The 24,696-nt window shown below is 57.9% G+C and carries 21 protein-coding genes; 16 read left to right on the top strand and 5 right to left on the bottom strand.

What is annotated here, in order from left to right; translation table 11 throughout:
* The first annotated feature begins 60 nt into the window (after positions 1-60).
* Positions 61-1,323: a diaminopimelate decarboxylase gene (gene lysA / locus FHC51_RS01010; protein WP_156239702.1), complete on the top strand. Its 1,263-nt coding sequence runs from the start codon at positions 61-63 to the stop codon at positions 1,321-1,323.
* On the opposite strand, the gene FHC51_RS01005 is transcribed toward lysA, so the two are convergent.
* Entirely contained in the window at positions 1,293-2,330 is a 1,038-nt protein-coding gene (locus FHC51_RS01005) for a LacI family DNA-binding transcriptional regulator (protein WP_220434723.1), read from the bottom strand. The genes lysA and FHC51_RS01005 overlap by 31 nt on opposite strands.
* Positions 2,331-2,622: 292 nt before the next feature.
* Here FHC51_RS01005 and FHC51_RS01000 point away from each other — a divergent pair, with 292 nt between their 5' ends.
* The 4 genes from FHC51_RS01000 (at position 2,623) to FHC51_RS00985 (ending at position 6,721) form a co-directional block, all read left to right on the top strand.
* Positions 2,623-3,960 carry a PTS sugar transporter subunit IIC gene (locus FHC51_RS01000; RefSeq protein WP_220434722.1) on the top strand — a complete coding sequence of 446 codons (1,338 nt, stop codon included), beginning with the start codon at positions 2,623-2,625 and terminating at the stop codon, positions 3,958-3,960.
* Positions 3,957-5,384, top strand: coding sequence for a glycoside hydrolase family 1 protein (locus FHC51_RS00995; protein ID WP_220434721.1), 1,428 nt, complete (start codon positions 3,957-3,959; stop codon positions 5,382-5,384). The genes FHC51_RS01000 and FHC51_RS00995 overlap by 4 nt, the downstream gene beginning before the upstream one ends.
* Positions 5,385-5,474: 90 nt before the next feature.
* Positions 5,475-6,248, top strand: coding sequence for an FCD domain-containing protein (locus tag FHC51_RS00990; protein ID WP_114316875.1), 774 nt, complete (start codon positions 5,475-5,477; stop codon positions 6,246-6,248).
* The gene (locus FHC51_RS00985; protein WP_103822742.1) at positions 6,245-6,721 is read left to right on the top strand and encodes a GNAT family N-acetyltransferase; all 477 of its coding nucleotides are present in this window, start codon (positions 6,245-6,247) and stop codon (positions 6,719-6,721) included. Before FHC51_RS00990 ends, FHC51_RS00985 begins: the two co-directional genes overlap by 4 nt.
* Here FHC51_RS00985 and galR read toward each other — a convergent pair.
* Complete coding sequence (gene galR / locus FHC51_RS00980) at positions 6,682-7,698, bottom strand: HTH-type transcriptional regulator GalR (RefSeq protein WP_103180972.1); 1,017 nt, start codon at positions 7,696-7,698, stop codon at positions 6,682-6,684. The genes FHC51_RS00985 and galR overlap by 40 nt on opposite strands.
* A gap of 622 nt (positions 7,699-8,320) precedes the next feature.
* Between galR and aas the strand changes: the two genes are divergently transcribed.
* Complete coding sequence (aas, locus tag FHC51_RS00975) at positions 8,321-10,480, top strand: bifunctional acyl-ACP--phospholipid O-acyltransferase/long-chain-fatty-acid--ACP ligase (RefSeq protein WP_220434720.1); 2,160 nt, start codon at positions 8,321-8,323, stop codon at positions 10,478-10,480.
* The gene (lplT, locus tag FHC51_RS00970; protein WP_220436633.1) at positions 10,473-11,666 is read left to right on the top strand and encodes a lysophospholipid transporter LplT; all 1,194 of its coding nucleotides are present in this window, start codon (positions 10,473-10,475) and stop codon (positions 11,664-11,666) included. The genes aas and lplT overlap by 8 nt, the downstream gene beginning before the upstream one ends.
* A 141-nt stretch (positions 11,667-11,807) precedes the next feature.
* Here the strand turns inward: lplT and FHC51_RS00965 are convergent, their stop codons facing one another.
* The 3 genes from FHC51_RS00965 to mutH form a co-directional block, all read right to left on the bottom strand.
* Positions 11,808-12,848, bottom strand: coding sequence for an NADP(H)-dependent aldo-keto reductase (locus tag FHC51_RS00965; protein WP_103180970.1), 1,041 nt, complete (start codon positions 12,846-12,848; stop codon positions 11,808-11,810).
* Between the two features lie 116 nt (positions 12,849-12,964).
* A complete protein-coding gene (locus FHC51_RS00960) occupies positions 12,965-13,183 on the bottom strand; it encodes a YgdI/YgdR family lipoprotein (RefSeq protein ID WP_039029896.1) in 219 nt (72 codons plus the stop codon).
* 129 nt (positions 13,184-13,312) lie between these two features.
* Complete coding sequence (gene mutH / locus FHC51_RS00955; RefSeq protein WP_103822739.1) at positions 13,313-14,005, bottom strand: DNA mismatch repair endonuclease MutH; 693 nt, start codon at positions 14,003-14,005, stop codon at positions 13,313-13,315.
* A gap of 684 nt (positions 14,006-14,689) precedes the next feature.
* Between mutH and rppH the strand changes: the two genes are divergently transcribed.
* From rppH to recC, 9 genes are all read left to right on the top strand, one after another.
* A complete protein-coding gene (rppH, locus tag FHC51_RS00950) occupies positions 14,690-15,220 on the top strand; it encodes an RNA pyrophosphohydrolase (RefSeq protein ID WP_103180968.1) in 531 nt (176 codons plus the stop codon).
* Between the two features lie 12 nt (positions 15,221-15,232).
* A complete protein-coding gene (gene ptsP / locus FHC51_RS00945; protein ID WP_103822738.1) occupies positions 15,233-17,479 on the top strand; it encodes a phosphoenolpyruvate--protein phosphotransferase in 2,247 nt (748 codons plus the stop codon).
* 185 nt (positions 17,480-17,664) lie between these two features.
* Positions 17,665-18,537 (top strand): prolipoprotein diacylglyceryl transferase, encoded by an 873-nt coding sequence (gene lgt / locus FHC51_RS00940; protein WP_103180966.1) that lies wholly within the window; start codon positions 17,665-17,667, stop codon positions 18,535-18,537.
* Between the two features lie 6 nt (positions 18,538-18,543).
* On the top strand, positions 18,544-19,338 hold the full coding sequence (gene thyA / locus FHC51_RS00935; protein WP_103180965.1) for a thymidylate synthase: 795 nt from the start codon (positions 18,544-18,546) through the stop codon (positions 19,336-19,338).
* A gap of 183 nt (positions 19,339-19,521) precedes the next feature.
* On the top strand, positions 19,522-19,986 hold the full coding sequence (locus tag FHC51_RS00930; protein ID WP_220434719.1) for a prepilin peptidase-dependent protein: 465 nt from the start codon (positions 19,522-19,524) through the stop codon (positions 19,984-19,986).
* Entirely contained in the window at positions 19,977-20,540 is a 564-nt protein-coding gene (locus FHC51_RS00925; protein WP_220434718.1) for a prepilin peptidase-dependent protein, read from the top strand. Before FHC51_RS00930 ends, FHC51_RS00925 begins: the two co-directional genes overlap by 10 nt.
* Positions 20,537-20,941: a DUF2509 family protein gene (locus FHC51_RS00920; RefSeq protein ID WP_220434717.1), complete on the top strand. Its 405-nt coding sequence runs from the start codon at positions 20,537-20,539 to the stop codon at positions 20,939-20,941. The genes FHC51_RS00925 and FHC51_RS00920 overlap by 4 nt, the downstream gene beginning before the upstream one ends.
* Positions 20,926-21,249: a prepilin-type N-terminal cleavage/methylation domain-containing protein gene (locus FHC51_RS00915; protein WP_220434716.1), complete on the top strand. Its 324-nt coding sequence runs from the start codon at positions 20,926-20,928 to the stop codon at positions 21,247-21,249. The genes FHC51_RS00920 and FHC51_RS00915 overlap by 16 nt, the downstream gene beginning before the upstream one ends.
* A gap of 11 nt (positions 21,250-21,260) precedes the next feature.
* On the top strand, positions 21,261-24,635 hold the full coding sequence (gene recC, locus FHC51_RS00910) for an exodeoxyribonuclease V subunit gamma (protein WP_220434715.1): 3,375 nt from the start codon (positions 21,261-21,263) through the stop codon (positions 24,633-24,635).
* Positions 24,636-24,696: the final 61 nt, after the last annotated feature.

Here is a 24,696-nt window from a genome sequence, read left to right as displayed (position 1 = left end):
TATTTTTTATTCTCTTCGCGCTGTGGCGTAATCATAAAAAACGTATTCCCGGAGAGCACCATGCCACGCCCGCTGAACAACACCGATACCGATCTCAATGCCGACAACCTGCTGCGCCTGCCCGCCGAGTTTGGCTGCCCTGTCTGGGTTTACGACGCGCAGATCATCCGCGACAAAATTGCCGCCCTGCATCAGTTCGACGTGGTGCGCTTTGCCCAGAAAGCCTGCTCCAACATCCATATTCTGCGCCTGATGCGCGAGCAGGGCGTCAAGGTCGACTCCGTATCGCTGGGTGAAATCGAGCGTGCGCTGGCGGCGGGCTACGATCCGCAGATCGACAGCGATGCGATTGTCTTTACTGCTGACCTGATCGACAGCGCGACGCTTGCCCGGGTGCATGAACTCCAGATCCCGGTCAATGCCGGTTCGGTGGATATGCTGGAGCAGCTCGGTCAGGTGTCGCCGGGCCATCGCGTCTGGCTGCGGGTTAACCCGGGCTTTGGTCACGGCCACAGCCAGAAGACCAACACCGGCGGCGAAAACAGCAAACATGGCATCTGGTACAGCGATCTCCCTGCGGCACTCACCGTACTGCAACGCTATAACCTGAAGCTGGTGGGCATTCATATGCATATCGGCTCCGGCGTGGATTACGGCCATCTCGAACAGGTGTGCGGCGCCATGGTGCGCCAGGTGATTGAGTTTGGTCAGGATCTGGAGGCGATCTCCGCAGGCGGCGGGCTGTCGATCCCTTATCGCGAAGGGGAAGAGGCGATCGATACCGATCACTACTACGGCCTCTGGAATGGCGCCCGTGACAAAATCGCCGCCCATCTGGGCCACCCGGTGAAGCTGGAGATCGAGCCGGGGCGTTTCCTCGTCGCCGAATCGGGCGTGCTGGTGTCTCAGGTGCGCAGCGTGAAGGCGATGGGCAGCCGCCATTTCGTGCTGATTGACGCAGGCTTCAACGATCTGATGCGCCCGGCCATGTACGGCAGCTACCACCATATTTCGGCGCTGGCTGCCGATGGCCGCGACTTATCTCAGGCCGATCTCGTGGAGACGGTGGTGGCCGGGCCGCTGTGCGAATCCGGGGATGTGTTTACCCAACTGGAGGGCGGGAAAGTGGAAACCCGCGCGCTGCCGCCGGTCGTACCGGGGGATTATCTGGTGCTGCACGATACCGGCGCATACGGCGCGTCCATGTCATCCAACTACAACAGCCGCCCGCTGCTGCCGGAAGTGCTGTTCGATAAGGGCGCGGCGCGCCTGATCCGCCGCCGCCAGACCATTCAGGAACTGCTCGCCCTCGAACTGTTCTGATCCCACCAGGGTCCCGTCGCCACCGAATCGCGTAACACCAGCGTGCCGGTGAAGGGCGGGATCGCTTCGATAGGCTCGTTTTTGACCAGCCGGATGGCCTGATCGATAGCGGTGGTGATCATGTTGTCGATGGGCAGATAGACGGTAGAGAGCCCCGGCTCCAGCCACTTCGCACAGGGTGCGTCATCGAAGCCGAACAACGACACATCCTGTGGAATGCGCAGCCCGGCCTGGTGCAGCGCCTTCGACGAGCCCAGCGCCATATCGTCGTTACAGGCAAACAGGGCGCTGAACGTCACCTTTTCGTTCAGCAGCTCCTGACACAGCTCGTATCCGCGCGTCATCCCCGAATCGCCATACTTCACCCGGTTCTCATCCCAGGGAATGCCGTGCTTCTCCAGCGCCTTGCGATAACCCGTCAGCCGCGCCTTGCCGGTAGGGGTGTGGATCGGCACGGTTATGCAGGCGATCTCCCGGTGCCCCTGGCTTATGAGGTACTCCACCGCGTTGAAGGCCGCCTCCTGCTGCTCGAAGAAGACGCAGCGCTCCCGCGCCTGGCTGACGTCACGGTTGATCACAATAAGCGGCATCTTCACGCTGTTGATGAGCTTCATGATCGCTTTTTCGCTCATGTAGCGGGTGTAGAGCACGATGGCATCGCACTGGCGATCGGCCAGCATCTGCACCGCTTCCTCTTCCCGCTCCGGGGTGTCGTGACCGTCGGTGACAATCAGCTGCTTGCCGTGCGTTTCGGTCTGCCTGGAGGCCTGTTGCAGCAGGCGACCAAAGTAAAAACCGTCAAAGGTCGAGACCACCAGACCAATGCTGTTGCTGGTCCGGTTCGCCAGCGATCGCGCCAGGAAATTGGGGCGATAGCCCAGCTCTTCCATCGCGTTAAAAACCTGCTGACGGGTGCTCTCTTTTACCTGACCTGTGCCGTTCAGTACGCGCGATACGGTGGCTTTCGACACGCCCGCACGCAGTGAGACATCCAGCATTGTTGCCATTCGATATTCCTGCTTCCACGTTATGCACGGAAGTTTATCACAGACGTTCAGAGGCATAAGCCGGGCGGGAGGGTGAAAACCCCCATCACGATCACGCTTTCCGGCAACAGATGAGGGAGTAACGACAAGTGGCATACCAAAGTGATGATAAATCATACTCCGGGATACCTATTGTCGCGTTGGGAGCTTAATCACAGAACAAATCTTCACCAGAAGCTATTTTTGGTATGCCAATAGAAGCCGGCTGAACACCTAAATCCCAATAAAGGCCCTTTTACTGAGGTACTACCCTATGGCATTACAGGAAAAACTGATCAACTCTCTGGGCAGTTTCGCCACAAAGTTCAACAGTTATCGCTATATCATGGCGATTAAGTCCGCCTTCATCACCTTAATGCCGGTCATCATTGTTGGCGCATTCTCGGTGCTGATCTCCAACATGGTGCTGGATCCGAAAAACGGCTTAGCCAGCTTTGAGTCGCTTTCGTTTCTCGCCACGCTGAAACCGATCACCAGCGCCCTGAACTACGCCACGCTCAACTTCCTCAATATCGGGGCCGTGTTCCTGATCGGCATTGAGCTGGGGCGCATCAATGGCATTAAGTCGTTGTTCCCGGGGCTGCTGGCGGTGATCTGCTTTATCTGCGTCACCCCGACCACCGTTGAGATGATGGTCGATGGCGAAATGCACATGGTTAAAGATGTGCTCCTGCGCCAGTTCTCGGATACCCGCAGCCTCTTCCTCGGCATGTTTATCGCCATCCTGTCGGTGGAGATCTACTGCTGGCTGGAGGGGCGTCCAGGGCTGAAAATCAGAATGCCGGACACCGTGCCGCCAAACGTCTCGGCCTCGTTCTCGGCCCTGATCCCGGCGATTATCACCACTACCACCATAGCCACCTTCGGCTTTGTCTTTCATCAGCTCACCGGCATGTACCTCTACGATGCGGTATACCAGGTGGTGCAGCAGCCGCTTGAGCGCGTGGTGCAAAGCCTGCCGGGGATCCTGCTGTTGATGTTCGTGGCCCAGCTCTTCTGGGTGATAGGGATCCACGGCAATCAGATGATCAAGCCGATCCGCGAGCCGCTGCTACTGGGGGCGATCACCGTCAACATGAGCGCTTTTGAGCAGGGCAAAGAGATCCCGAACATCATCACCATGCCGTTCTGGGATGTCTATATGAGCATCGGCGGCTCGGGTCTGACCATCGGCCTGCTCATCGCGGTGATGATCGGCACCAAACGCAAAGAGATGAAAGAGATCGCCAAGCTCTCCATCGGCCCGGGGATCTTTAACATTAACGAGCCGGTGATCTTCGGTATGCCAATCATGCTCAACCCGATTCTGGCGATCCCGTTCATCATCACCCCGCTGGTGACCGGCACCATCGGCTACTTCGCCACCGTCACTGGTTTTGCCGGCAAAGCGGTGGTGATGGTGCCCTGGACCACGCCGCCGCTGATCAACGCCTGGCTCTCTACCGCCGGGTCGATGGGCGCGGTGGTAACCCAGCTGGTCTGTATTATCACCGCCGTACTGATCTATCTGCCGTTTGTGAAGATCGCCTCCCGCCGGGCAGAGCAGGCCGCGATGCAGGCCGCGAACCAGGAGGCGACGAATAACGCATGAGCATTAAACAGATGACTATCCCTGAGGGGTTTATTCTTGGGGCCGCGGCCTCCGCCTGGCAAACCGAGGGCTGGAGCGGTAAGAAAGCGGGGCAGGATTCCTGGATCGATCTCTGGTACAAAAACGATCGTCAGGTGTGGCACAACGGCTACGGCCCGGCGGTGGCGACCGACTTTATCAACCGTTTCCGGGAAGATGTGGCGCTGATGAAGCTGGCGGGGCTGACCCACTACCGCACCTCCATCAACTGGTCGCGTTTTCTTACCGACTACGAAAACGCCACCGTTGATGAGGAGTACGCTGCGTATTACGACGCCCTGTTTGCCGAGATGCGTCGTCAGGGCATTGAGCCGATGATCTGCCTCGAACACTACGAGCTGCCGGGTACGCTGCTGGAAACCTACGGCGGCTGGGCGTCGAAGCATGTGGTCGAGCTGTTCACCCGCTATGCTGAACAGGTCTTTGCCCGCTATCACCATGTGGTGAAGCGCTGGTTTACCTTCAACGAGCCGATAGTGGTGCAGACCCGGGTATACCTCGACGCCCTGCGCTGGCCTTATGAGCAGAACACCCATACCTGGATGCAGTGGAACCACCACAAAGTGCTGGCGACGGCGAAGGTGGTGAAGCTGTTCCGCGAGAAGAGCTACAGCGGCAGCGTAGGCTGTATCCTCAATCCGGAAGTCACTTATCCCCGCTCTCGGGCCGCCCACGACATCAAGGCCGCGGAGATCTACGATCTGTTCTACAACCGGGTTTTCCTCGATCCGCTGGTGCATGGGCGTTATCCCCAGGAACTCTTCACCCTGCTGGAAAAACATCAGGTGCGGTGGGAGTACAACGATGACGAACTGGCCCTGATTGCGGAGAACACCGTCGATGAGCTGGGGATCAACCTCTATTACCCGCACCGGGTGAAGGCGCCGTCCCGGGCCTGGCATCCCGAGACGCCGTTCCATCCGGCATACTACTACGAGCCGTTTGACCTGCCGGGGCGAAGGATGAACCCCTCCCGCGGCTGGGAGATCGCCCCGCGCATCATCTACGACATGGCGATGCGCATCAAAAACGACTACCGCAATATCGACTGGTTCGTGGCCGAAAGCGGCATGGGGGTGGAAAACGAAGGCCAGTACCGTAACCGCGATGGCATCATCGAGGACAACTACCGCATCAACTTTATCAGCGAACACCTCTATTACACGCTGCTGGCGCGGGAGGAGGGGGCAAACTGCCACGGTTACATGCTGTGGGCCTTCACCGATAACGTCTCGCCGATGAACGCCTTTAAGAACCGCTACGGCCTGATTGAGATCGATCTGGCGGACAACCGTGCCCGACGTCCCAAAAAATCGGCCAGCTGGTTCCGGCAACTGCGCGATAAGCGCGTGCTGACCCTGACCATTGATGATGAATGGAAGTAGGCGAAGAGTGCGACGCTTCTGGTAACATAGGGCACAAACTGGCCGGGAAGCTGCCCGGCCCGCGCATTAACTCTCAGTACAGGTGATAACGTGGATAAGGCTGTCGTCCCGGCGGAAAAGAAGCAGTACCAGGAGATTGGCGAGGATTTACGCGCCCAGATCGTCCAGGGGCACTATCCCGTGGGCTCACGTCTGCCGCCGGAGCGCAACATTGCGGAAACCTACGGCGTCAGCCGTACCATCGTGCGTGAGGCGCTGCTGATGCTGGAGCTACAGGGCACCGTGGATATTCGCCAGGGTTCCGGCGTCTACGTGATGCGCATTCCTGAAGAGCATGAGAACGAGGAAGAGCGCTTCTTTCACAGCGACGTTGGCCCGTTCGAGATTTTGCAGGCGCGCCAGCTGCTTGAAAGTAACATTGCCGCCTTTGCTGCGAAGATGGCGACCCGGGCGGACATCGATAATCTGCGCCGCATCATCGAGCAAGAGCAGCGGGCGATCGCCGCCAACGATAACAGCCAGGACAACAATAAAATGTTCCACCTGGTGCTGGCGGGGGCGACGCAGAATCAGATGCTGCTGGGTACCGTCGAAAGTATCTGGCATCACATGGACAGCAGCCCGCTCTGGCAGCAGTTCAACGCCCATATCGCCAGCCGGGCGTATCGCCTGAAGTGGCTGGGCGACAGACAAACCATCCTCGCCGCCCTGCGCCGTCGTGACGTGATGGGTGCCTGGCAGGCGATGTGGCAACATCTGGAAAATGTCAAAAAGAGTCTGCTGGAGCTCTCCGACGAGGACGCCCCGGACTTTGACGGCTACCTGTTTGAGTCGGTCCCCCTTTTCCAGGGGAAACTGATGTGATTATTCAACCGCTGTACGCGGCTCCGCATCACGCGGAGCAGGTGATTGACTGGCTGTGGCAGGCCTTTGGTGACGGCCTGTCGCGTGACTTTTTTGCCAGCGTCGTGACCTATAGCCAGACCCCCGGCGCGCTGCCGCTCACCTTTATTGCTACCGAAGGGAAACGCCTGCTCGGCACGGTGGGACTTTGGCGCTGCGATCTGATTACCCGCCAGGATCTCCATCCCTGGCTGGCGGCGCTGTATGTGGACGACGCGGCGCGCGGACAGGGGCTGGCGGGGAAATTACAGCGGCACGTTCAGCGCTACGCAGCAGAGAGCGGCTTTAGTGAACTGCATCTCTGGTCTGCCTGCCGCGATTTTTATGAGCGCTACGGCTGGCATTACATCGGTGACGGTCTGGAGTACCCGGACAAAACCGTTCATCTCTACCGCTATTCGCTGGCGGACTCTGCCGGCGGCACAACGGAGTGACGGCGCACCAGCGTTGGGCTGAATAGGTGGGTGATCTCCGGCGGCTGGCGTTTATCCGCCAGTGACAGCGCCAGCTCCGCCGCCTGGGTCGCCATGGTGACGATAGGATAGCGCACCGTGGTCAGGCGCGGCCGCACATAGCGCGAAATAAGAATGTCATCGAAGCCAATCAGCGAAATATCCCCCGGCACGTCAATGCCGTTATCGTTCAGCACCCCCATCGCCCCGGCGGCCATCGAGTCGTTGTAACAGGCGATCGCCGTAAAGTTACGACCCCGTCCCAGCAGCTCGGTCATCGCCTGCTCGCCGCCGCGCTCGTCAGGTTCACCATAAGTGACCAGGCGATCGTTGCAGGGCAGGTCATTCTCACGCAGCGCATCGTAATAACCCTGCAGCCGATCTTCGGCATCCGAAATGGGGTGGTTGGAGCAGAGATAGCCGATACGGGTATGCCCCTGCTGGATCAGATGGCGGGTAGCAAGCCAGGCGCCGTAGCGATCGTCCAGCGCCACGCAGCGCTGCTCATAGCCGGGAATTATGCGGTTCACAATCACCATGCCGGGGATCTGCTTCATCAGATGCACCAGCTCCTCATCCGGCAGCTTTTTGGCATGTACCACCAGCGCCGCGCAGCGATGGCGGATCAGCTGTTCAATCGCCTGACGCTCTTTCTGCTCGTTGTGGTAGCCATTGCCGATCAGCAGAAAATTACCGGTCTGGTAGGCGACCTGCTCGACGGCTTTGACCATCGCGCCGAAAAAGGGATCGGAGACATCGCCTACCACCAGCCCGACGGTATCGGTAGACTGCTGAGCCAGCGCCCGGGCGTTGGCGTTGGGGTGATAGTTCAGGGATTCCATGGCGGTCAGCACCGCCTGGCGGGAGGTTTCACTGGCTTTCGGAGAGTTGTTGATCACACGTGAAACCGTGGCGACGGAAACACCCGCCAGTCGGGCCACATCCTTTATTGTCGCCATTCTCTACCTTCTTGTTTGGGTAAGCGTTTACACACTCAATAGTGTTGCGGAAAAGTGAGGTGTATTCAAGCGCAGGGCGGTGAGGCAATTCACAAAGGTGAGAAACGCTGGCGGAAACGGTGTAATCGTTACACAGCGAAGCGTGACAGAAGAGGGTGAATTTGAATCTTTGGTTACACTTTGCCTCAGGCTGTTGCGATTGTCTGCTGGCAGGGGTTTGGGCCGCGTTGCTACATTTGAGATCCCAGAGGTATTGATAGGTGAAGTTGACCCCGGGTTAACTGACACGCTTTACACCAGCCTGCGTTCTTACGCAGGTTTTTTTTTGCTTGTTGTTCAACATGTAACAGCCAGGGAGAAAATTCACACCTGGTTGCACTTCGGCTCATTCCCTTGCTTTTTTGCGCTGGAGAAGTCGAGGGCCCGGAGCCACAATCAAGATCCCAGAGGTATTGATTGGTGAGAATTCTTAGTACGTACTGCGTACTCATCTCTTGCACCAACCTGCGCAGATGCGCAGGTTTTTTTTTGTCCCTATCCGGTTGTCGCTCCCACCGCACTTCTCGTGTAATCTGCCACAATTTACCGTAACCCGGCTAATTGAAAAGCAAAGGGAGTTGAAATGCTATTTGGGTTTTTCCGCACACTGTTTCGTATCCTCTTTCGCGTCCGTCTGACTGGCGACACCCAGGCTCTGCACGCTGAACGCGTTATTATTACCCCCAACCATGTCTCTTTTATTGACGGCATTCTGCTGGCGCTGTTTTTACCCGTGCGCCCGGTCTTTGCGGTCTACACCTCTATCAGCCAGCAGTGGTACATGCGCTGGCTGTCGAGCGTGATTGAGTTCGTTCCGCTCGATCCCACCAAACCGATGATGATCAAACATCTGGTGCGACTGATCGGGCAGGGACGTCCGGTGGTGATCTTCCCGGAAGGGCGCATCTCCATCACCGGCTCGCTGATGAAAATTTATGACGGCGCGGGCTTTGTGGCGGCGAAATCAGGCGCCACTGTGGTGCCGGTACGCATTGAAGGCGCAGAACTCACCTTTTTCAGCCGCCTGAAAGGGCTGGTGAAGCAGCGCCTGTTCCCGCGTATTACCCTGCATCTGCTGCCGCCAACCACCTTGCCGATGCCCGACGCGCCCCGCGCCCGCGACCGACGTAAGATCGCCGGGGAGATGCTGCATCAGATCATGATGGAAGCCCGCATGGCGGTGCGTCCGCGTGAAACCCTGTATGAGTCGCTGCTGACGGCAATGTACCGTTATGGCGCTAAGAAAAACTGTATCGATGACATCAATTTTGCGCCTGATACTTATCGCAAGCTGCTGACCAAGACGCTGTTTGTCGGCCGTATCCTTGAGAAATACAGCCAGCAAGGGGAGAAGATTGGCCTGATGCTGCCGAACGCCGGGATCAGCGCGGCGGTGATCTTTGGCGCCGTCTCCCGCGGTCGTGTCCCGGCCATGCTCAACTATACCGCAGGGGTGAAAGGGCTCAGCAGCGCTTTCACCGCCGCGCAGATCAAGACTGTCTTCACCTCACGCACGTTTCTCGATAAAGGCAAACTCTGGCATCTGCCGGAGCAGCTTACTCAGGTACGCTGGGTCTTTCTGGAAGATCTTAAGGCGGAAGTCACCCTCGGCGATAAGCTGTGGATCTTTGCTCACCTGCTGATGCCGCACCTGGCGCAGGTAAAACAGCAGCCGGAAGATGCCGCCGTGATCCTCTTTACCTCCGGCTCGGAGGGGAACCCGAAAGGGGTCGTTCACAGTCATAAAAGCCTGCTGGCCAACGTCGAGCAGATCAAAACCATCGCCGACTTCACCGCCCGGGATCGCTTTATGTCGGCGCTGCCGCTGTTCCACTCCTTTGGCCTGACGGTGGGACTGTTTACGCCGCTGCTGACCGGTGCCGAAGTGTTCCTCTACCCGAGCCCGCTGCACTATCGCATCGTGCCGGAGCTGACCTATGACCGCAACTGCACGGTGATCTTCGGCACCTCGACCTTCCTTGGCAACTACGCCCGTTTTGCCAATCCGTATGATTTCCATCGCGTGCGCTACGTGGTGGCCGGGGCGGAAAAATTGCAGGAGAGCACCCGCCAGCTGTGGCAGGACAAATTTGGTCTGCGCATTCTGGAGGGCTACGGCGTGACCGAGTGCGCGCCGGTGGTCTCTATTAACGTGCCGATGGCGGCCAAACCGGGAACGGTAGGACGCATTCTGCCGGGAATGGACGCCCGTCTGCTCGCTGTGCCGGGCATTGAAGAGGGCGGACGTCTGCAGCTGAAAGGGCCGAACATCATGAACGGCTATCTGCGGGTCGAAAATCCGGGTGTGCTGGAAGCGCCAACGGCGGAAAACGCCAACGGCGAGGTGGAGACCGGCTGGTACGACACCGGCGATATCGTGCGCTTCGATGATCAGGGCTACGTGCAGATCCAGGGGCGGGCGAAGCGCTTCGCCAAAATCGCCGGTGAAATGGTTTCGCTGGAGATGGTGGAGCAGCTGGCGCTGGGGGTATCCCCTGACAAAATGCACGCCACTGCGGTGAAAGCCGACGCCAGTAAAGGTGAAGCCCTGGTGCTCTTTACTACCGACAGCGAGCTAAAACGCGATCTCCTTCTGCAACATGCTCGCGCACATGGCATCCCTGAGCTGGCCGTGCCGCGTGATATTCGTTATCTCAAGCAACTTCCGGTGCTGGGCAGCGGTAAACCGGATTTTGTCACCCTGAAAGGCATAGTTGAACAGGCGGAGCCGCATGATGAGTGAGTCAGTACCTACTAACACATCCATCTGGTCGAAAGGGATGATGGCGGTTATCGCCGCCCAGTTTCTCTCTGCCTTTGGTGATAACGCGCTGCTGTTTGCCACTCTGGCGCTGCTCAAATCCCAGTTTTATCCGGACTGGAGCCAGCCGATCCTGCAGATGGTGTTTGTGGGCGCTTACATCATTTTTGCCCCTTTTGTCGGCCAGGTGGCGGACAGCTTCGCCAAAGGGCGGGTGATGATGTTTGCCAACAGCCTGAAACTGCTGGGAGCGGCGAGTATCTGCTTTGGCGTCAATCCATTTGTGGGCTATACGCTGGTGGGCGTCGGGGCGGCAGCCTACTCCCCGGCCAAATATGGCATTCTCGGTGAACTCACCACCGGCGATAAGCTGGTGAAAGCCAACGGGCTGATGGAGGCCTCCACCATTGCGGCGATCCTGCTGGGCTCGGTAGCCGGCGGCGTGCTGGCCGACTGGCACGTACTGGCGGCGCTGGGGGTTTGTGCCGTGGTGTATGGCGGGGCGGTGATCGCCAACCTGTTTATCCCGAAACTGCCGGCGGCGCGTCCGGGGCAGTCCTGGCGCTTTACGCCGATGACCGCCAGCTTCTTTAACGCCTGTCGCGTGCTGTGGCGTAACGGCGAAACCCGTTTCTCACTGATGGGCACCAGCATGTTCTGGGGCGCAGGGGTAACGCTGCGCTTCATGCTGGTGCTCTGGGTGCCGACGGCGCTGGGCATTACCGATAACGCCACGCCGACCTATCTCAACGCCATGGTGGCGGTGGGGATCGTGCTGGGCGCGGGAGCCGCGGCGAAGCTGGTGACGCTGCAAACCGTCGCCCGTTGCATGCCTGCCGGGGTCCTGATCGGCCTGGTGGTGCTGATCTTCGCCCTGCAACATGCGCTGTTGCCTTCCTATGCGCTGCTCTTCCTGATGGGGATCTGCGGGGGCTTCTTCGTGGTGCCGCTGAACGCGCTGCTCCAGGAACGCGGGAAGCATACCGTCGGCGCGGGAAATGCCATCGCGGTGCAAAATCTCGGCGAAAACGCCGCCATGCTGCTGATGCTCGGTCTTTACTCGCTGGCGGTGAAGGTGGGCGTACCTGTGGTGGGCATTGGCGTCGGGTTTGGCGGACTGTTTGCGGTGGCGATAGCGGCGCTGTGGGTATGGCAGCGTCGGCGATGATGTGGCGGCGGCTACGAAATCCGTCTTTGACCTTGTAGGCCCGGCAAGCGAAGCGCCGCCAGAGCGACTTGTCGGGTGGCGGCTTCGCCTTACCCGACCTGTGAAACTAAAAAGGCAACTGTCGTTGCCTTTTTGCGTTTATTACGGCGCCGGATAGGTATACACCTGATGCACCGCCTCAATCTCCGCTAACACCTCTTCGCTCAACTCCAGATGGAAGCTTTCGATATTCGTTTTCAGCTGCTCCATGGTGGTCGCGCCCAGCAGGGTGCTGGCGACAAACGGCTGACGGCGCACAAAGGCCAGCGCCATCTGCGCCGGATCGAGCCCGTGACGTCTGGCGATATCGACATAGGCCGCCACCGCTTTTTGCGTCTGCTCGCCGCTGTACCGGGTAAAGCGGCTGAACAGGGTATTACGTGCCCCCGCCGGTTTTGCACCGTTAAGATATTTACCGGTCAGCGTACCAAAGCCCAGGCAGGAGTACGCCAGCAGCTCGACGCCTTCATACTGGCTCACTTCCGCCAGACCCACTTCGTAGCTGCGGTTCAGCAGGCTGTACGGGTTCTGAATGGTCACGATACGCGGCAGGTCGTGCTTGTCTGCCAGGTGCAGATAACGCATCACGCCGAACGCCGTTTCGTTAGAGACGCCGATGTAGCGGATTTTGCCCGCGCGCTGGCACTCGGTTAACGCTTCCAGGGTCTCCAGCAGCGTGACAACAGGGGCACTGTCGCTCCAGCTGTAGCCCAATTTGCCAAAGCAGTTTGTTGCGCGCTGTGGCCAGTGAACCTGATAGAGATCGAGATAATCGGTCTGCAGACGCGTCAGGCTGGCGTCCAGCGCGGCGCGGATGTTTTTACGATCGAGGACCTGATTCGGGCGGATGCCGCTGTCGTTATTGCGGGAGGGGCCGCTGACCTTGGAGGCGACAATCAGCTTTTCGCGATTACCGCGCTTTGCCAGCCAGTTACCGACGTAGGTTTCAGTTAATCCCTGCGTTTCCGGACGCGGCGGCACCGGGTACATTTCCGCGACATCAATCAGGTTAATGCCCTGGCTGACGGCGTAATCGAGTTGTGCATGGGCATCGGCTTCGCTATTTTGTTCACCAAATGTCATCGTGCCCAACCCCAGTTGGCTTATCTCAAGAGCGCTATGGGGGATACGGTGATAATGCATAGCCGGCTTCCTTATTTGACATGTTATCTGCGTCAGGAAATTCCCGACAAAGGACTATAAACATGACAGAGGGGAAGGGAAAAATCAAAAGGCCAGCAAGCCGCTGACCTTTATTATTATCTTTCTATAATCTGTGAAACTTCGTCGCGGTTAATCTGCATATTGTTACCCTGCTGATCGCGGTAGCTGACCAGCCCGGTATCATCGTCGACTTCGGGTTTGCCGTCGGTCAGAATCATACGACCATCTTTGGTCGCCATGACGTAGTCGCTGCTACAACCAGAAACGGCAAACGCTAAACCAACTGCCGAGATTATCACTGCCCATTTCTTCATTCTTGTTACCTCCGCCTGGCTCGTGTTAGTTATCAGTGTAGTAATAACTCTGCCGTTGTTTTTCTGAAAGTGGTCAATTCTGAAAAAACAGGGAAATGTGTGATAAAAAGCAACATTCTGGCTAAAAAGTCAGGTATTCAGAAGAAAGTGACGTGCCAGCAACGCGCCCGTGAAGTTTTTTTTCAAATAAAAGCCCCGGGGCAGGGTGAGGATCGGTTCGCCGCGTGCGCCAATGGCCTCGGTAAGCGCTTTACTGTTTGCGGCTTTTGGCCGAAGCTGGAGCACCTCGCCGTGGCGGGCAGTGATGCGCTCAACCTGACCCAGGACGATCATGTCCATCAACTCCTCCCAGTCCAGACGCAGCTGACGATCCTCTTCTTCGTTCGGGCTCCAGATCAACGGCGCCCCGACGCGACGGGCGGCCAGTGGGATCGCGCGATCCCCCTCAACCGGGATCCACAGCACGCGTTTCAGCTTATGGCGTACGTGACTGCTCTCCCATGTGATCCCCGTATTGCCGGTTAGCGGCGCCACGCAGACAAACGTCGTCTCCAGGGGGCGGCCTGCGCTGTCGATGGGGATGGTCTTGAGCTCTACCCCCAGGGCGGCAAAATCCTGTTCAGGCTTACTGCCCGCGCTGGCTCCCAGCCAAAGTTCCAGCAGAACGCCTGTCCAGCCTTTATCGCGCTTAAGATCGGGCGGAATGGGCAGGCCTGCCAGGGCAGCGAGTTCACCCAGCGAATAGCCCGCCAGACGCTGCGCTTGTTGCAGTAACACCGCTTCCGTAGCAGGAGGCGAAGAGAGGGGAGCGAGGGGAAGCATGATAATTGCCTTTTGGTTAAAAAATGAACAGTAGTTTTCCACCGCACAGAGAGAGTTTATCTTTTTCTTTTTGCATGTGCCAGGTTAATGATTTATATGTGTTTTTATGGCCATTTTCCCCTGCGCTGCCGGTCGGTTATCCAGGTTGTCCAAATCTGGTCACTGACAATAAACAGGATCTTACACCCAGTTATCCACAGAAAAATGGGATAACTGGGAATAACCCCCACTACTGTTTCCATTTACAGCCTTGACGCGCGACGAAAATCGAAAATTCAGACAAAATGTGCCTAACTTATTGGCACAATCTGTGGATAAAACCGACGTTGCTCGATCTTTCATCAGCACAACGATCTTTCAGGTGACCTGCATCACACAATGCTGTGCATTTCACAGATAATCTCATTTAAACTAATGAAAAATAGAGAGTTGTAAAAAACGCTAATCTCTGCAATATTCAGAGTGATCTGGGTTGTCCATCGGTAATTCCATACTTCTTCACAACTCTATCCACAGAAAAAGTGTATAAAATTGCCCTTCCTGGCGGTCATCTGTTTATAACTCCGATGATAATTGTGAGTTATTCAAATGTTATTCGGCTCCAGGCCCGAAAGAGAGTGGTTTACCGCCTCACTGGAGTGTGAAACAATCATTTATATATAAGGTTTAGTTTGGGGTAGTCCGGTGATTGATGACGATGGCTACCGCCCGAATGTAGGTATCGTAATTTGTAATCGCCAGGGGCAGGTCATGTGGGCCCGGCGATATGGTCAGCACTCCTGGCAATTTCCCCAAGGCGGGATTAACCCTGGAGAGTCCGCAGAGCAAGCGATGTATCGGGAGCTGTTCGAAGAAGTTGGCTTAAGCCGCAAGGATGTTCGCATTCTGGCTTCGACCCGCAACTGGTTGCGTTACAAGTTACCGAAGCGTTTGGTGCGTTGGGACACAAAGCCGGTATGTATCGGCCAGAAACAGAAATGGTTTCTTCTGCAATTGGTGAGCAGCGATGCGGATATCAATATGCAAACCAGCAGCACGCCTGAGTTTGATGGCTGGCGCTGGGTCAGCTACTGGTATCCCGTTCGGCAGGTCGTGTCGTTTAAGCGCGATGTTTACCGCAGGGTGATGAAAGAGTTCGCAAGTGCCGTGATGATGCTTCAGGAGGTTCCTCCTAAGCCCCAGAGCGCACCTGCCTGGCGACGTAAAAGAGGTTAAGCTACGCACATTATGCTCACCCGCCTGCGCGAAATAGTCGAGAAGGTGGCCAGTGCCCCACGGCTCAACGAGGCGCTGGATATTCTGGTCACTGATATCTGCCTTGCGATGGAAACCGAGGTCTGTTCGGTCTACCTGGCCGACCACGACCGCAGGTGTTACTACCTTATGGCCACGCGCGGATTGAAAAAACCGCGTGGTCGTACCGTTGCGCTGGCGTTTGATGAAGGCGTAGTGGGTCTGGTCGGGCGTCTGGCCGAACCCATCAACCTTGCCGATGCGCAAAAACACCCCAGCTTCAAATATATCCCCTCCGTAAAAGAGGAGCGTTTTCGCGCCTTCCTGGGCGTACCGATCATCCAGCGTCGCCAGCTGCTGGGCGTGCTGGTTGTGCAGCAGCGCGAACTGCGTCAGTACGACGAAAGCGAGGAGTCATTCCTCGTTACGCTGGCCACGCAAATGGCGGCTATTCTTTCCCAGTCCCAGCTCGCGGCACTGTTTGGTCAGTACCGGCAGACGCGCATTCGCGCCTTGCCGGCCTCGCCCGGCGTCGCGATCGCCGAAGGCTGGATGGACGCCACGCTGCCGCTCATGGAGCAGGTTTACGAAGCCTCCACGCTGGACACCGCCCTTGAGCGCGAACGTCTGACCGGCGCGCTGGAGGAGGCTGCCAACGAGTTTCGCCGCTACAGCAAGCGCTATGCCGCAGGTGCACAAAAAGAGACGGCGGCGATCTTCGATCTTTATTCACACCTGTTGTCTGATGCCCGGCTGCGTCGTGAGCTGTTTGATGAGGTCGACAGGGGCTCGGTGGCGGAGTGGGCCGTCAAAAAGGTCGTCGAAAAATTCGCCGAACAGTTTGCCGCCCTGACCGATGGCTATCTGAAAGAGCGTGCCGGGGATCTGCGTACCTTAGGTCAGCGTCTGCTGTTCCATCTCGATGACACCATTCAGGCTGCCAATACCTGGCCGCCGCGCTTTGTGCTGGTGGCGGATGAGCTTTCCGCCACCACGCTCGCGGAGTTGCCGCAGGACAGACTGGCCGGGATCGTGGTTCGTGACGGCGCCGCCAACTCCCATGCCGCCATTATGGTGCGGGCGCTCGGGATCCCGACGGTAATGGGGGCCGATATTCAGCCCTCTGCGCTGCACCGGCGCACGCTGGTGGTGGACGGTTATCGCGGCGAGCTGCTGGTCGATCCTGAACCGGTACTGTTGCAGGAATATCAGCGCCTTATCAGCGAAGAGAACGAGCTGAGCCGTCTGGCGGAAGACGACGTCAACCAGCCTGCGGCGCTGAAAAGCGGTGAGCGCATTAAGGTAATGCTCAATGCCGGGTTAAGCCCGGAACATGAAGAGAAGCTCGGCAGCCGTATTGATGGTATCGGTCTCTACCGCACCGAGATCCCGTTCATGCTGCAAAGCGGCTTCCCCTCCGAAGAAGAGCAGGTGGCGCAGTATCAGGGCATGCTGCAGATGTTCAACGACAAGCCGGTGACGCTACGTACGCTGGACGTTGGCGCAGATAAGCAACTGCCGTACATGCCTATCAGCGAAGAGAACCCTTGCCTGGGCTGGCGCGGGATCCGCATTACTCTCGATCAGCCGGAGATCTTCCTGATCCAGGTGCGCGCCATGCTGCGCGCCAATGCGGCGACCGGCAACCTCAGCATTTTGCTGCCAATGGTCACCAGCATTGACGAAATCGACGAAGCCCGCCGCCTGATCGAGCGTGCCGGACGCGAAGTCGAAGAGATGATCGGCTACGAAATACCGAAGCCGCGGATTGGCGTGATGCTGGAAGTCCCGTCGATGGTCTTTATGCTCCCGCAGCTGGCCACGCGCGTCGACTTTGTTTCGGTGGGCACCAACGACCTGACCCAGTACATGCTGGCGGTGGATCGCAATAACACCCGGGTGGCGAGTATTTACGACAGCCTGCATCCGGCGATGCTGCGCGCGCTGGCGATGATTGCCCGCGAGGCGGACGCCAACGGTATTGATCTGCGTTTATGCGGTGAGATGGCGGGCGACTCAATGTGTGTAGCGATCCTGATTGGTCTCGGCTTCCGCCACTTGTCCATGAACGGACGTTCCGTTGCCCGCGTGAAGTATCTGCTGCGCCATATCGACTTTGAAGAGGCTCAGCAGCTGGCGAAACGCAGCCTTGAAGCCCAGCTGGCAACGGAGGTGCGGCATCAGGTGGCGGCCTTTATGGAGCGTCGCGGCATGGGCGGGCTGATCCGCGGCGGACGTTAGGCACCAGGTATCCCTCAGCGTCTGCGCCGGGGGATACAAACCCCTATACACATCTTTTACATCTCTGGCGCAACCTCCACGCTCGCTTGTGCTATGATTCGCAACTTTGGAGCGCAGGGTACTCCTCTGCGCGCTTCTCTACCGCTGTCCACTTTCAGCGGAATAACAACATCTTGTGGTGACAGATGAACAGTGGCTATCTGCATTTTCCGGAGTTTGATCCGGTCATTTTCTCAGTAGGACCCGTCGCGCTGCACTGGTACGGATTAATGTATCTGGTCGGTTTCGTCTTTGCCATGTGGCTGGCTGGCCGTCGCGCCAAACGCCCGGGCAGCGGCTGGACCAAAGACGAAGTGGAAAACCTGCTGTATGCCGGTTTCCTCGGCGTTTTCCTCGGTGGACGTATCGGCTATGTGCTGTTTTACAACTTCCCGGTCTTCCTGAACGATCCGCTCTACCTGTTCCGCGTCTGGGACGGCGGCATGTCCTTCCACGGTGGCCTGATTGGCGTCATTCTGGTGATGGTCATTTTCGCGAAGCGCACCAAACGCAGCTTCTTCCAGGTCTCTGACTTTATTGCGCCGCTGATCCCGTTCGGTCTGGGCGCAGGCCGTCTCGGTAACTTTATCAACGGCGAGCTGTGGGGCCGTGTCGACCCGAGCGTACCGTTTACTATGCTGTTCCCGCAGTCCCGTGCCGAAGATATGGCTCTGCTGCCGTCGCACCCGGAATGGCAGTCGATTTTCGACACCTACGGCGTCCTGCCGCGCCATATGTCGCAGCTGTATGAAATGGCGCTGGAAGGGGTGGTGCTGTTTATCATTCTGAACCTGTTCATCCGTAAACCGCGCCCGACGGGCTCCGTCTCTGGCCTGTTCCTGATTGGTTATGGCGCGTTCCGCATTATCGTGGAATTCTTCCGCCAGCCGGATGCGCAATTTACCGGGACATGGGTCCAGTACATCAGCATGGGGCAGATCCTCTCCATTCCGATGATCGTCGCGGGTATCGCAATGATGGTCTGGGCGTACCGTCGTCCACAGCAACAGGTCTCCTGAGGAATCATGAAACAGTATCTTGAACTGATGCAAAAAGTGCTCGATGAGGGCACGCCAAAAAACGATCGTACCGGTACCGGCACCCTCTCCATTTTTGGGCACCAGATGCGCTTCAACCTGCAGGAAGGCTTTCCGCTGGTCACAACCAAGCGCTGCCACTTACGCTCAATTATTCACGAGCTGCTCTGGTTCCTGCAGGGCGACACCAACATCGCTTATCTGCGCGAGAACAATGTCTCTATCTGGGACGAATGGGCAGACGAGAACGGCGACCTGGGTCCGGTATACGGCAAGCAGTGGCGCGCCTGGCCGACGCCGGATGGCCGCCACATTGACCAGATCACCACCGTGATGAACCAGCTGAAAAACGATCCCGATTCACGCCGTATCATTGTGTCGGCCTGGAACGTGGGCGAACTGGACAAGATGGCCCTGGCTCCGTGCCATGCGTTTTTCCAGTTCTACGTGGCGGATGGCAAACTCTCCTGTCAGCTCTATCAGCGCTCCTGCGATGTCTTCCTCGGCCTGCCGTTCAACATCGCCAGCTATGCGCTGCTGGTGCATATGATGGCCCAGCAGTGCGACCTGGAAGTGGGTGATTTTGTCTGGACCGGGGGGGATACCCACCTCTACAGCAACCATATGGAGCAGACCCACTTGCAGCTGACTCGCGAGCCGCGCGCGCTGCCGAAGCTGATTATCAAACGTAAGCCGGACTCCATTTTCGACTATCGCTTTGAAGATTTCGAAATCGAAGGCTACGACCCGCACCCGGGGATCAAAGCGCCTGTAGCGGTCTGATGCTGCAATCCTGACACAACCGGCGCACTCTGCGCCGGTTTTTTTATGCCTGTCGTTGTCTTTTGCGAGCCTGCTTCCGCAAGGATTGTAACGGGCTGCAATCCCTCATAAAGCGCGGAAAGCGCCTCGTAATTCGCCTAATGTCGCCTCGACCTGTTTCTTTCCCCCCGGCACACTGCCGCCATGAAAAAGGAAAAAGGGTTTACCCTCATGGAAATGCTGATCGCCCTCTCGCTCATCATGACGCTGAGCGCTGCGGGGCTGTACGGCTGGCGATCCTGGCAGCAGCAACAACAGCTATGGCAGACGGCGCGCCAGGTGCGCGATTTTCTGGTGGTGCTACGTAATGATGCCTGGCGAAATAACCGCGACCATATCGTCACACTCAAACAGGACGGCACGCGGTGGTGCCTGTTAAAGGCGGGGATTCCTGCGTGTGAGGCGGACAATGCCTTTGTGCTAATCCCGCAGTGGTCGGATATCAGCCTTACCGAGTTAACGCCGGGGTTGGGATTTTACGGTTTGCGGGATACCGCCTGGGCCGGAAGGGTGCGTCTGCAAAGCCAGGCCGGTGAGTGGCTTATTCTTATCTCCTCATGGGGACGTATTCGGATGTGCAACGGCAAGGGAGCGTTCGCATGCCGGTAAAGCAGCGGGGATTTTCCCTCACGGAAGTGCTGATCGCGATGGCGATAAGCAGCGTGCTGCTGTTAAGCGCAGCGCGGTTTTTGCCCGCGCTCCAGCAGTCAGTCACGCGGCTCACGAAACAGCAGGAGCTTGAAGAAGAGCTTTGGCTACGCATAACCACTATCGGTAAACATCTGCAACGGGCGGGGTATTGCGCGGGCGAGTGCGCTGGCGAGGCGTTAAAAGTGGGGCAGGGTGGTGAATGTGTCATTGTGCAGTGGGACGAAAACAGCAATGGCCGCTGGGAAACCTCTCCGCCTGCCGCGGCGGAACAGACTGGGTTTCGCCTGAACAATGGTGCGCTGGAAACAGTGCGTGGCGCGACACAGTGTGAAGGTAAGGGGTGGGAGAGAATAACCGATCCCGACCGGATCACGGTCCTGCGTTTTCAGGTGCAGCGCATTGCCCGCGCAGGCTTTGCGCCGGAGCTGAGTCTGATGCTGGCGGCCGCCGTCAACGGGCAGCGTGACGGCGGCGTTGAGGTGCGCCACATCGTTACCGGGTTTAATTTATGAGCCGCGAACGGGGAATGTCATCGCTGGCGCTGGTGCTCCTGCTGTTAATTCTGGGTAGCCTGATGCTGGCCGGACTTAACCAGCAGCTTGACGCGCTGTTGCGTATCGTCAGTACAGAACGGCAGGCGATACAGCATCAGGCTGCCGCCCAGTCGGCGCTGGAGTGGGGAAGAACGCTCGACTGGCAAACGCAGGTGGACTACGCGTGCCAGCAGCACCCTCTGCAGCCCTGGCGAGTCTGTTTACGTCTGACCGGCGAGCGCGCACTGCTTATCGCCAGCAGCGACAACATCACGTTGTGGCGTCTGGGCGAGGTAAAGGCAGACGGCGTACATTTTTTGCCCCACGGCTGGAGCGATTTTTGTCCCCTGAAGGAGAGGGCGTTATGTCAGCCACAGTAGCCAGACAGAAAGGGTTCAGCATCGTGGAGGTCCTGCTGGCAATGGTGCTGATGGTCATGGTCGTTACCGCGCTGGCGGGTTACCATCGTGTTTTAGCCAGTCGGTTTGTCGCGCTTGAGCAGTATCGCCAGCTCTGGCGTCATGCTCAGACGCTGTCCCAGTTGAGCGCCGGGGATGCGCCTGGCGGCTGGCAGGTAAACAGGATGCAGACAACACAGGCTGGATGTGTCAGCATCTCGGTCAAACTTATTTCTCGTCTGGGTCGGCAGGGTCAAATGACACGCCTGCACTGCCCGGTTAGCCAGTAGTTGGAGCAGCAATGTTAAGGGTCTACCACTCAAACCGTCTTGATGTGCTGGAAGCACTGATGGAATTTATTGTCGAGCAGCAGCGGCTCGACGATCCCTTTGAACCGGAGATGATCATGGTTCAGAGCACCGGTATGGCGCAGTGGTTACAGATGTCCCTTTCACAGAAGTTTGGTATCGCCGCCAATATTGATTTCCCGCTGCCGGCCAGCTTTATCTGGGATATGTTCGTCCGCGTACTGCCGGAGATCCCAAAACAGAGCGCATTCAGCAAACAGAGCATGAGCTGGAAGCTGATGTCGCTGCTGCCTGAGATGCTGACCCATGATGAGTTTGTCATGCTGCGGCACTACCTGAATGACGATACCGATAAACGGAAGCTGTTCCAGCTGGCGTCACGTACGGCGGATCTCTATGACCAGTATCTGGTCTATCGGCCGGAGTGGTTAACGCGCTGGGAGGCGGGCGAGCTTGTCGACGGTCTTGACCAGGCGCAAATCTGGCAGGCGCCGCTGTGGAAAGCGTTGGTCGCCCATACTGAGGCGCTGGGCCAGCCGCAGTGGCACCGCGCAAATTTATATGAGCGTTTTATCGCGACCCTGGAGTCCGCCTCTGAGACGCCTGCCGGTTTGCCGTCCCGGATCTTTATCTGCGGAATATCCGCACTGCCGCCGGTCTACCTGAAAGCGTTGAATGCCCTGGGCAGGCATATCGACATTCATATTCTCTTCACCAACCCCTGCCGCCATTACTGGGGAGATATTCAGGATGCCCGCTGGCTGGCCCGCATGGTGACGCGCCAGCGTCGTCGCCTGTTTGACGACGGCACGGTGCCGCTGTTTAAAGACAGCGAGACGGCCTCTGAACTCTTTGACGAACAGGGGATCCAGCACTTGCCGAACCCGCTGCTCGCTTCCTGGGGCAAGCTGGGGCGCGACTATATCTATATGCTCTCGGAGCTGACCGCCTCCGGGGAAGGGGATGTCGACGCCTTTGCGGATATCACCCCGGACAGCCTGCTGCATAACATACAGCGGGACATTCTGGAGCTGGATAACCGCGCGGTGACAGGCATCACCGCTACGGAGTTTGCCCGCAGTGACAGCAAATGCCGGCTCGATCCTGACGATCGCAGCGTGACCGTTCACCTGTGCCATAGCCCGCAGCGCGAAGTGGAGGTGCTACACGACAAACTGCTGGCGATGCTGGAGGAGGATCCGCAGCTGACGCCGCGCGATATCGTGGTAATGGTGGCGGATATCGACAGCTACAGCCCCTATATCCAGGCCGTTTTTGGGAGTGCGACGGGCGACCGCTACCTGCCGTTTGCGATATCAGACCGTCGTGCGCGTCAATCGCACCCGGCCCTGCAGGCGTTTGTCAGCCTGCTCTCTCTACCGGACAGCCGCTTCGTCCCGGAAGATGTGCTGGCCCTGCTGGATGTCCCGGTCCTGGCGGCTCGTTTTGATATTGACGAGGAGGCGCTGCGCTACCTGCGTCAGTGGGTTAACGAGTCGGGCGTGCGCTGGGGCATGGACGATGACAACGTGCAGGAGTTTGAGCTGCCCGTCACCGGCCAGCACACCTGGCAGTTTGGCCTGACGCGTATGCTGCTCGGGTACGCCATGGAGAGTAGTCAGGGGGAATGGAATGCCGTGCTGCCTTATGATGAGTCCAGCGGCTTAATTGCCGAGTTGGTGGGGCATCTGGCGTCACTGCTGATGCAGCTTAACCGCTGGCGTCGGGAGCTGATGAAAGCCCGCCCGCTCGACGAGTGGATGCCGGTATGTCGTGAGATGCTCAATGATTTCTTCCTGCCGGATCAGGAAACCGAAGCGGCGATGGCGTTAATCGAGCAGCAGTGGCAGGCGATCATCGATGAGGGGATCTCCTCGCACTATGGTGAAGCGATCCCCCTGTCGTTGTTGCGGGATGAATTAACCCTGCGTCTCGACCAGGAGCGTATCAGCCAGCGTTTTCTCGCCGGGCCGGTAAACATCTGCACCCTGATGCCGATGCGATCCATTCCGTTTAAGGTCGTCTGCCTGCTGGGCATGAACGACGGCATTTACCCACGCGCGCTGGCGCCGCTGGGCTTTGATTTAATGAGTCAGAATGCGCAGCGCGGCGACCGCAGTCGTCGCGATGATGACCGCTATCTGTTCCTTGAGGCGTTGATCTCCGCGCAACAGCAGCTCTATATCAGCTATATCGGCCGCTCTATCCAGGACAACAGCGAACGGTTCCCCTCCGTGCTGGTGCAGGAACTGGTGGACTACATCGGGCAAAGCCACTACCTGCCGGGTGATGAGGCGCTCAACTGTGATGAGAGCGAAAAGCGCGTAAAAGCGCATATCACCTGTTGTCACAGCCGTATGCCGTTTGATGCGGAGAACTACAAGGCTAACGAGCAGCAGAGCTATGCCCGGGAATGGCTGCCCGCCGCGAAACGGGAGGGCGTAGCCCATGGCGACTTTATCCAGACGCTGAAGCCGTTAGCGCTTGATACCGTTCCCTTTGAACAGCTTCAGCGTTTCTGGGCGCACCCGGTGCGGGCGTTTTTCCAGATGCGGTTGCAGGTTAACTTCCGCTCCGAAGAGAGCGAGATCCCGGATGCCGAGCCGTTTACGCTGGATGGCTTAAGCCGCTACCAGCTCAATCAGCAACTGCTGAATGCGCTGGTAGAGCAGGAAGATGCGCAGAAGCTGTTCCGTCAATATCGCGCGGCAGGTCAACTGCCCTATGGCGCCTTCGGCGAGATCGTCTGGGAGGCTCAGTGTCAGGAAATGCAGGCCCTGGCTGGTCGGGTGATTGAGTGCCGTCAGCCGGGTACGAGCATGGAGATCGATCTCAACTGCAACGGTGTGAATTTGACGGGGTGGCTACAGCACGTGCAGCCCGACGGGCTGCTGCGCTGGCGACCGTCAATGCTCAGCGTTTCGCAAGGTTTGCAACTTTGGCTGGAACACCTTGTCTACTGTGCGAGCGGTGGCGAAGGTGAGAGCCGGTTATTTGTCCGCAAAGAGGGTGAATGGCGCTTCCCAGCGTTGTCTGCTGAACAGGCCATGAACTATCTGTCGCAGCTGGTTGAGGGTTACCAGCAGGGGATGAACACGCCGTTGCTGCTGCTGCCAGAAAGTGGGGGGGCATGGATTAAAACCTGTTATGACGCCACAAATGATGCCATGTTAACGGATGAGGCGACCCTGCAAAAAGCGCGCAGCAAATTTTTGCAGGCCTACGAAGGCAACATGATCGTCCGCGGGGAAGGTGACGACGTCTGGTATCAACGCCTGTGGCGAACCCTTGAACCTGAGTACTTCGAGGCCATCACCGACGAGGCCCGACGCTACCTGTTACCGCTGTATAAATTTAATCAGTCCTGACGCCTGTATAAAAATTGCACGGATTTGGGCATTCATTTATGATGCGCAACTTGTCATGGAC

The sequence above is a fragment of the Leclercia sp. EC_58 genome (assembly GCF_019584355.1).
Classification (GTDB): domain Bacteria; phylum Pseudomonadota; class Gammaproteobacteria; order Enterobacterales; family Enterobacteriaceae; genus Enterobacter.
The sequence above is the reverse complement of the archived record's forward strand: the minus strand, read 5'-3'. Positions and strand labels throughout refer to the sequence as shown.

Excerpts from the sequence above, each read along its gene's own strand:
- lysA (WP_156239702.1), top strand. The coding sequence starts at position 61 with ATGCCACGCCCGCTGAACAACACCGATACCGATCTCAATGCCGACAAC.
- FHC51_RS01005 (WP_220434723.1), bottom strand. The coding sequence starts at position 2,330 with ATGGCAACAATGCTGGATGTCTCACTGCGTGCGGGCGTGTCGAAAGCC.
- FHC51_RS01000 (WP_220434722.1), top strand. The coding sequence starts at position 2,623 with ATGGCATTACAGGAAAAACTGATCAACTCTCTGGGCAGTTTCGCCACA.
- FHC51_RS00995 (WP_220434721.1), top strand. The coding sequence starts at position 3,957 with ATGAGCATTAAACAGATGACTATCCCTGAGGGGTTTATTCTTGGGGCC.
- galR (WP_103180972.1), bottom strand. The coding sequence starts at position 7,698 with ATGGCGACAATAAAGGATGTGGCCCGACTGGCGGGTGTTTCCGTCGCC.
- aas (WP_220434720.1), top strand. The coding sequence starts at position 8,321 with ATGCTATTTGGGTTTTTCCGCACACTGTTTCGTATCCTCTTTCGCGTC.
- lplT (WP_220436633.1), top strand. The coding sequence starts at position 10,473 with ATGAGTGAGTCAGTACCTACTAACACATCCATCTGGTCGAAAGGGATG.
- FHC51_RS00965 (WP_103180970.1), bottom strand. The coding sequence starts at position 12,848 with ATGCATTATCACCGTATCCCCCATAGCGCTCTTGAGATAAGCCAACTG.
- FHC51_RS00960 (WP_039029896.1), bottom strand. The coding sequence starts at position 13,183 with ATGAAGAAATGGGCAGTGATAATCTCGGCAGTTGGTTTAGCGTTTGCC.
- mutH (WP_103822739.1), bottom strand. The coding sequence starts at position 14,005 with ATGCTTCCCCTCGCTCCCCTCTCTTCGCCTCCTGCTACGGAAGCGGTG.
- ptsP (WP_103822738.1), top strand. The coding sequence starts at position 15,233 with ATGCTCACCCGCCTGCGCGAAATAGTCGAGAAGGTGGCCAGTGCCCCA.
- lgt (WP_103180966.1), top strand. The coding sequence starts at position 17,665 with ATGAACAGTGGCTATCTGCATTTTCCGGAGTTTGATCCGGTCATTTTC.
- thyA (WP_103180965.1), top strand. The coding sequence starts at position 18,544 with ATGAAACAGTATCTTGAACTGATGCAAAAAGTGCTCGATGAGGGCACG.
- FHC51_RS00930 (WP_220434719.1), top strand. The coding sequence starts at position 19,522 with ATGAAAAAGGAAAAAGGGTTTACCCTCATGGAAATGCTGATCGCCCTC.
- FHC51_RS00925 (WP_220434718.1), top strand. The coding sequence starts at position 19,977 with ATGCCGGTAAAGCAGCGGGGATTTTCCCTCACGGAAGTGCTGATCGCG.
- FHC51_RS00920 (WP_220434717.1), top strand. The coding sequence starts at position 20,537 with ATGAGCCGCGAACGGGGAATGTCATCGCTGGCGCTGGTGCTCCTGCTG.
- FHC51_RS00915 (WP_220434716.1), top strand. The coding sequence starts at position 20,926 with ATGTCAGCCACAGTAGCCAGACAGAAAGGGTTCAGCATCGTGGAGGTC.
- recC (WP_220434715.1), top strand. The coding sequence starts at position 21,261 with ATGTTAAGGGTCTACCACTCAAACCGTCTTGATGTGCTGGAAGCACTG.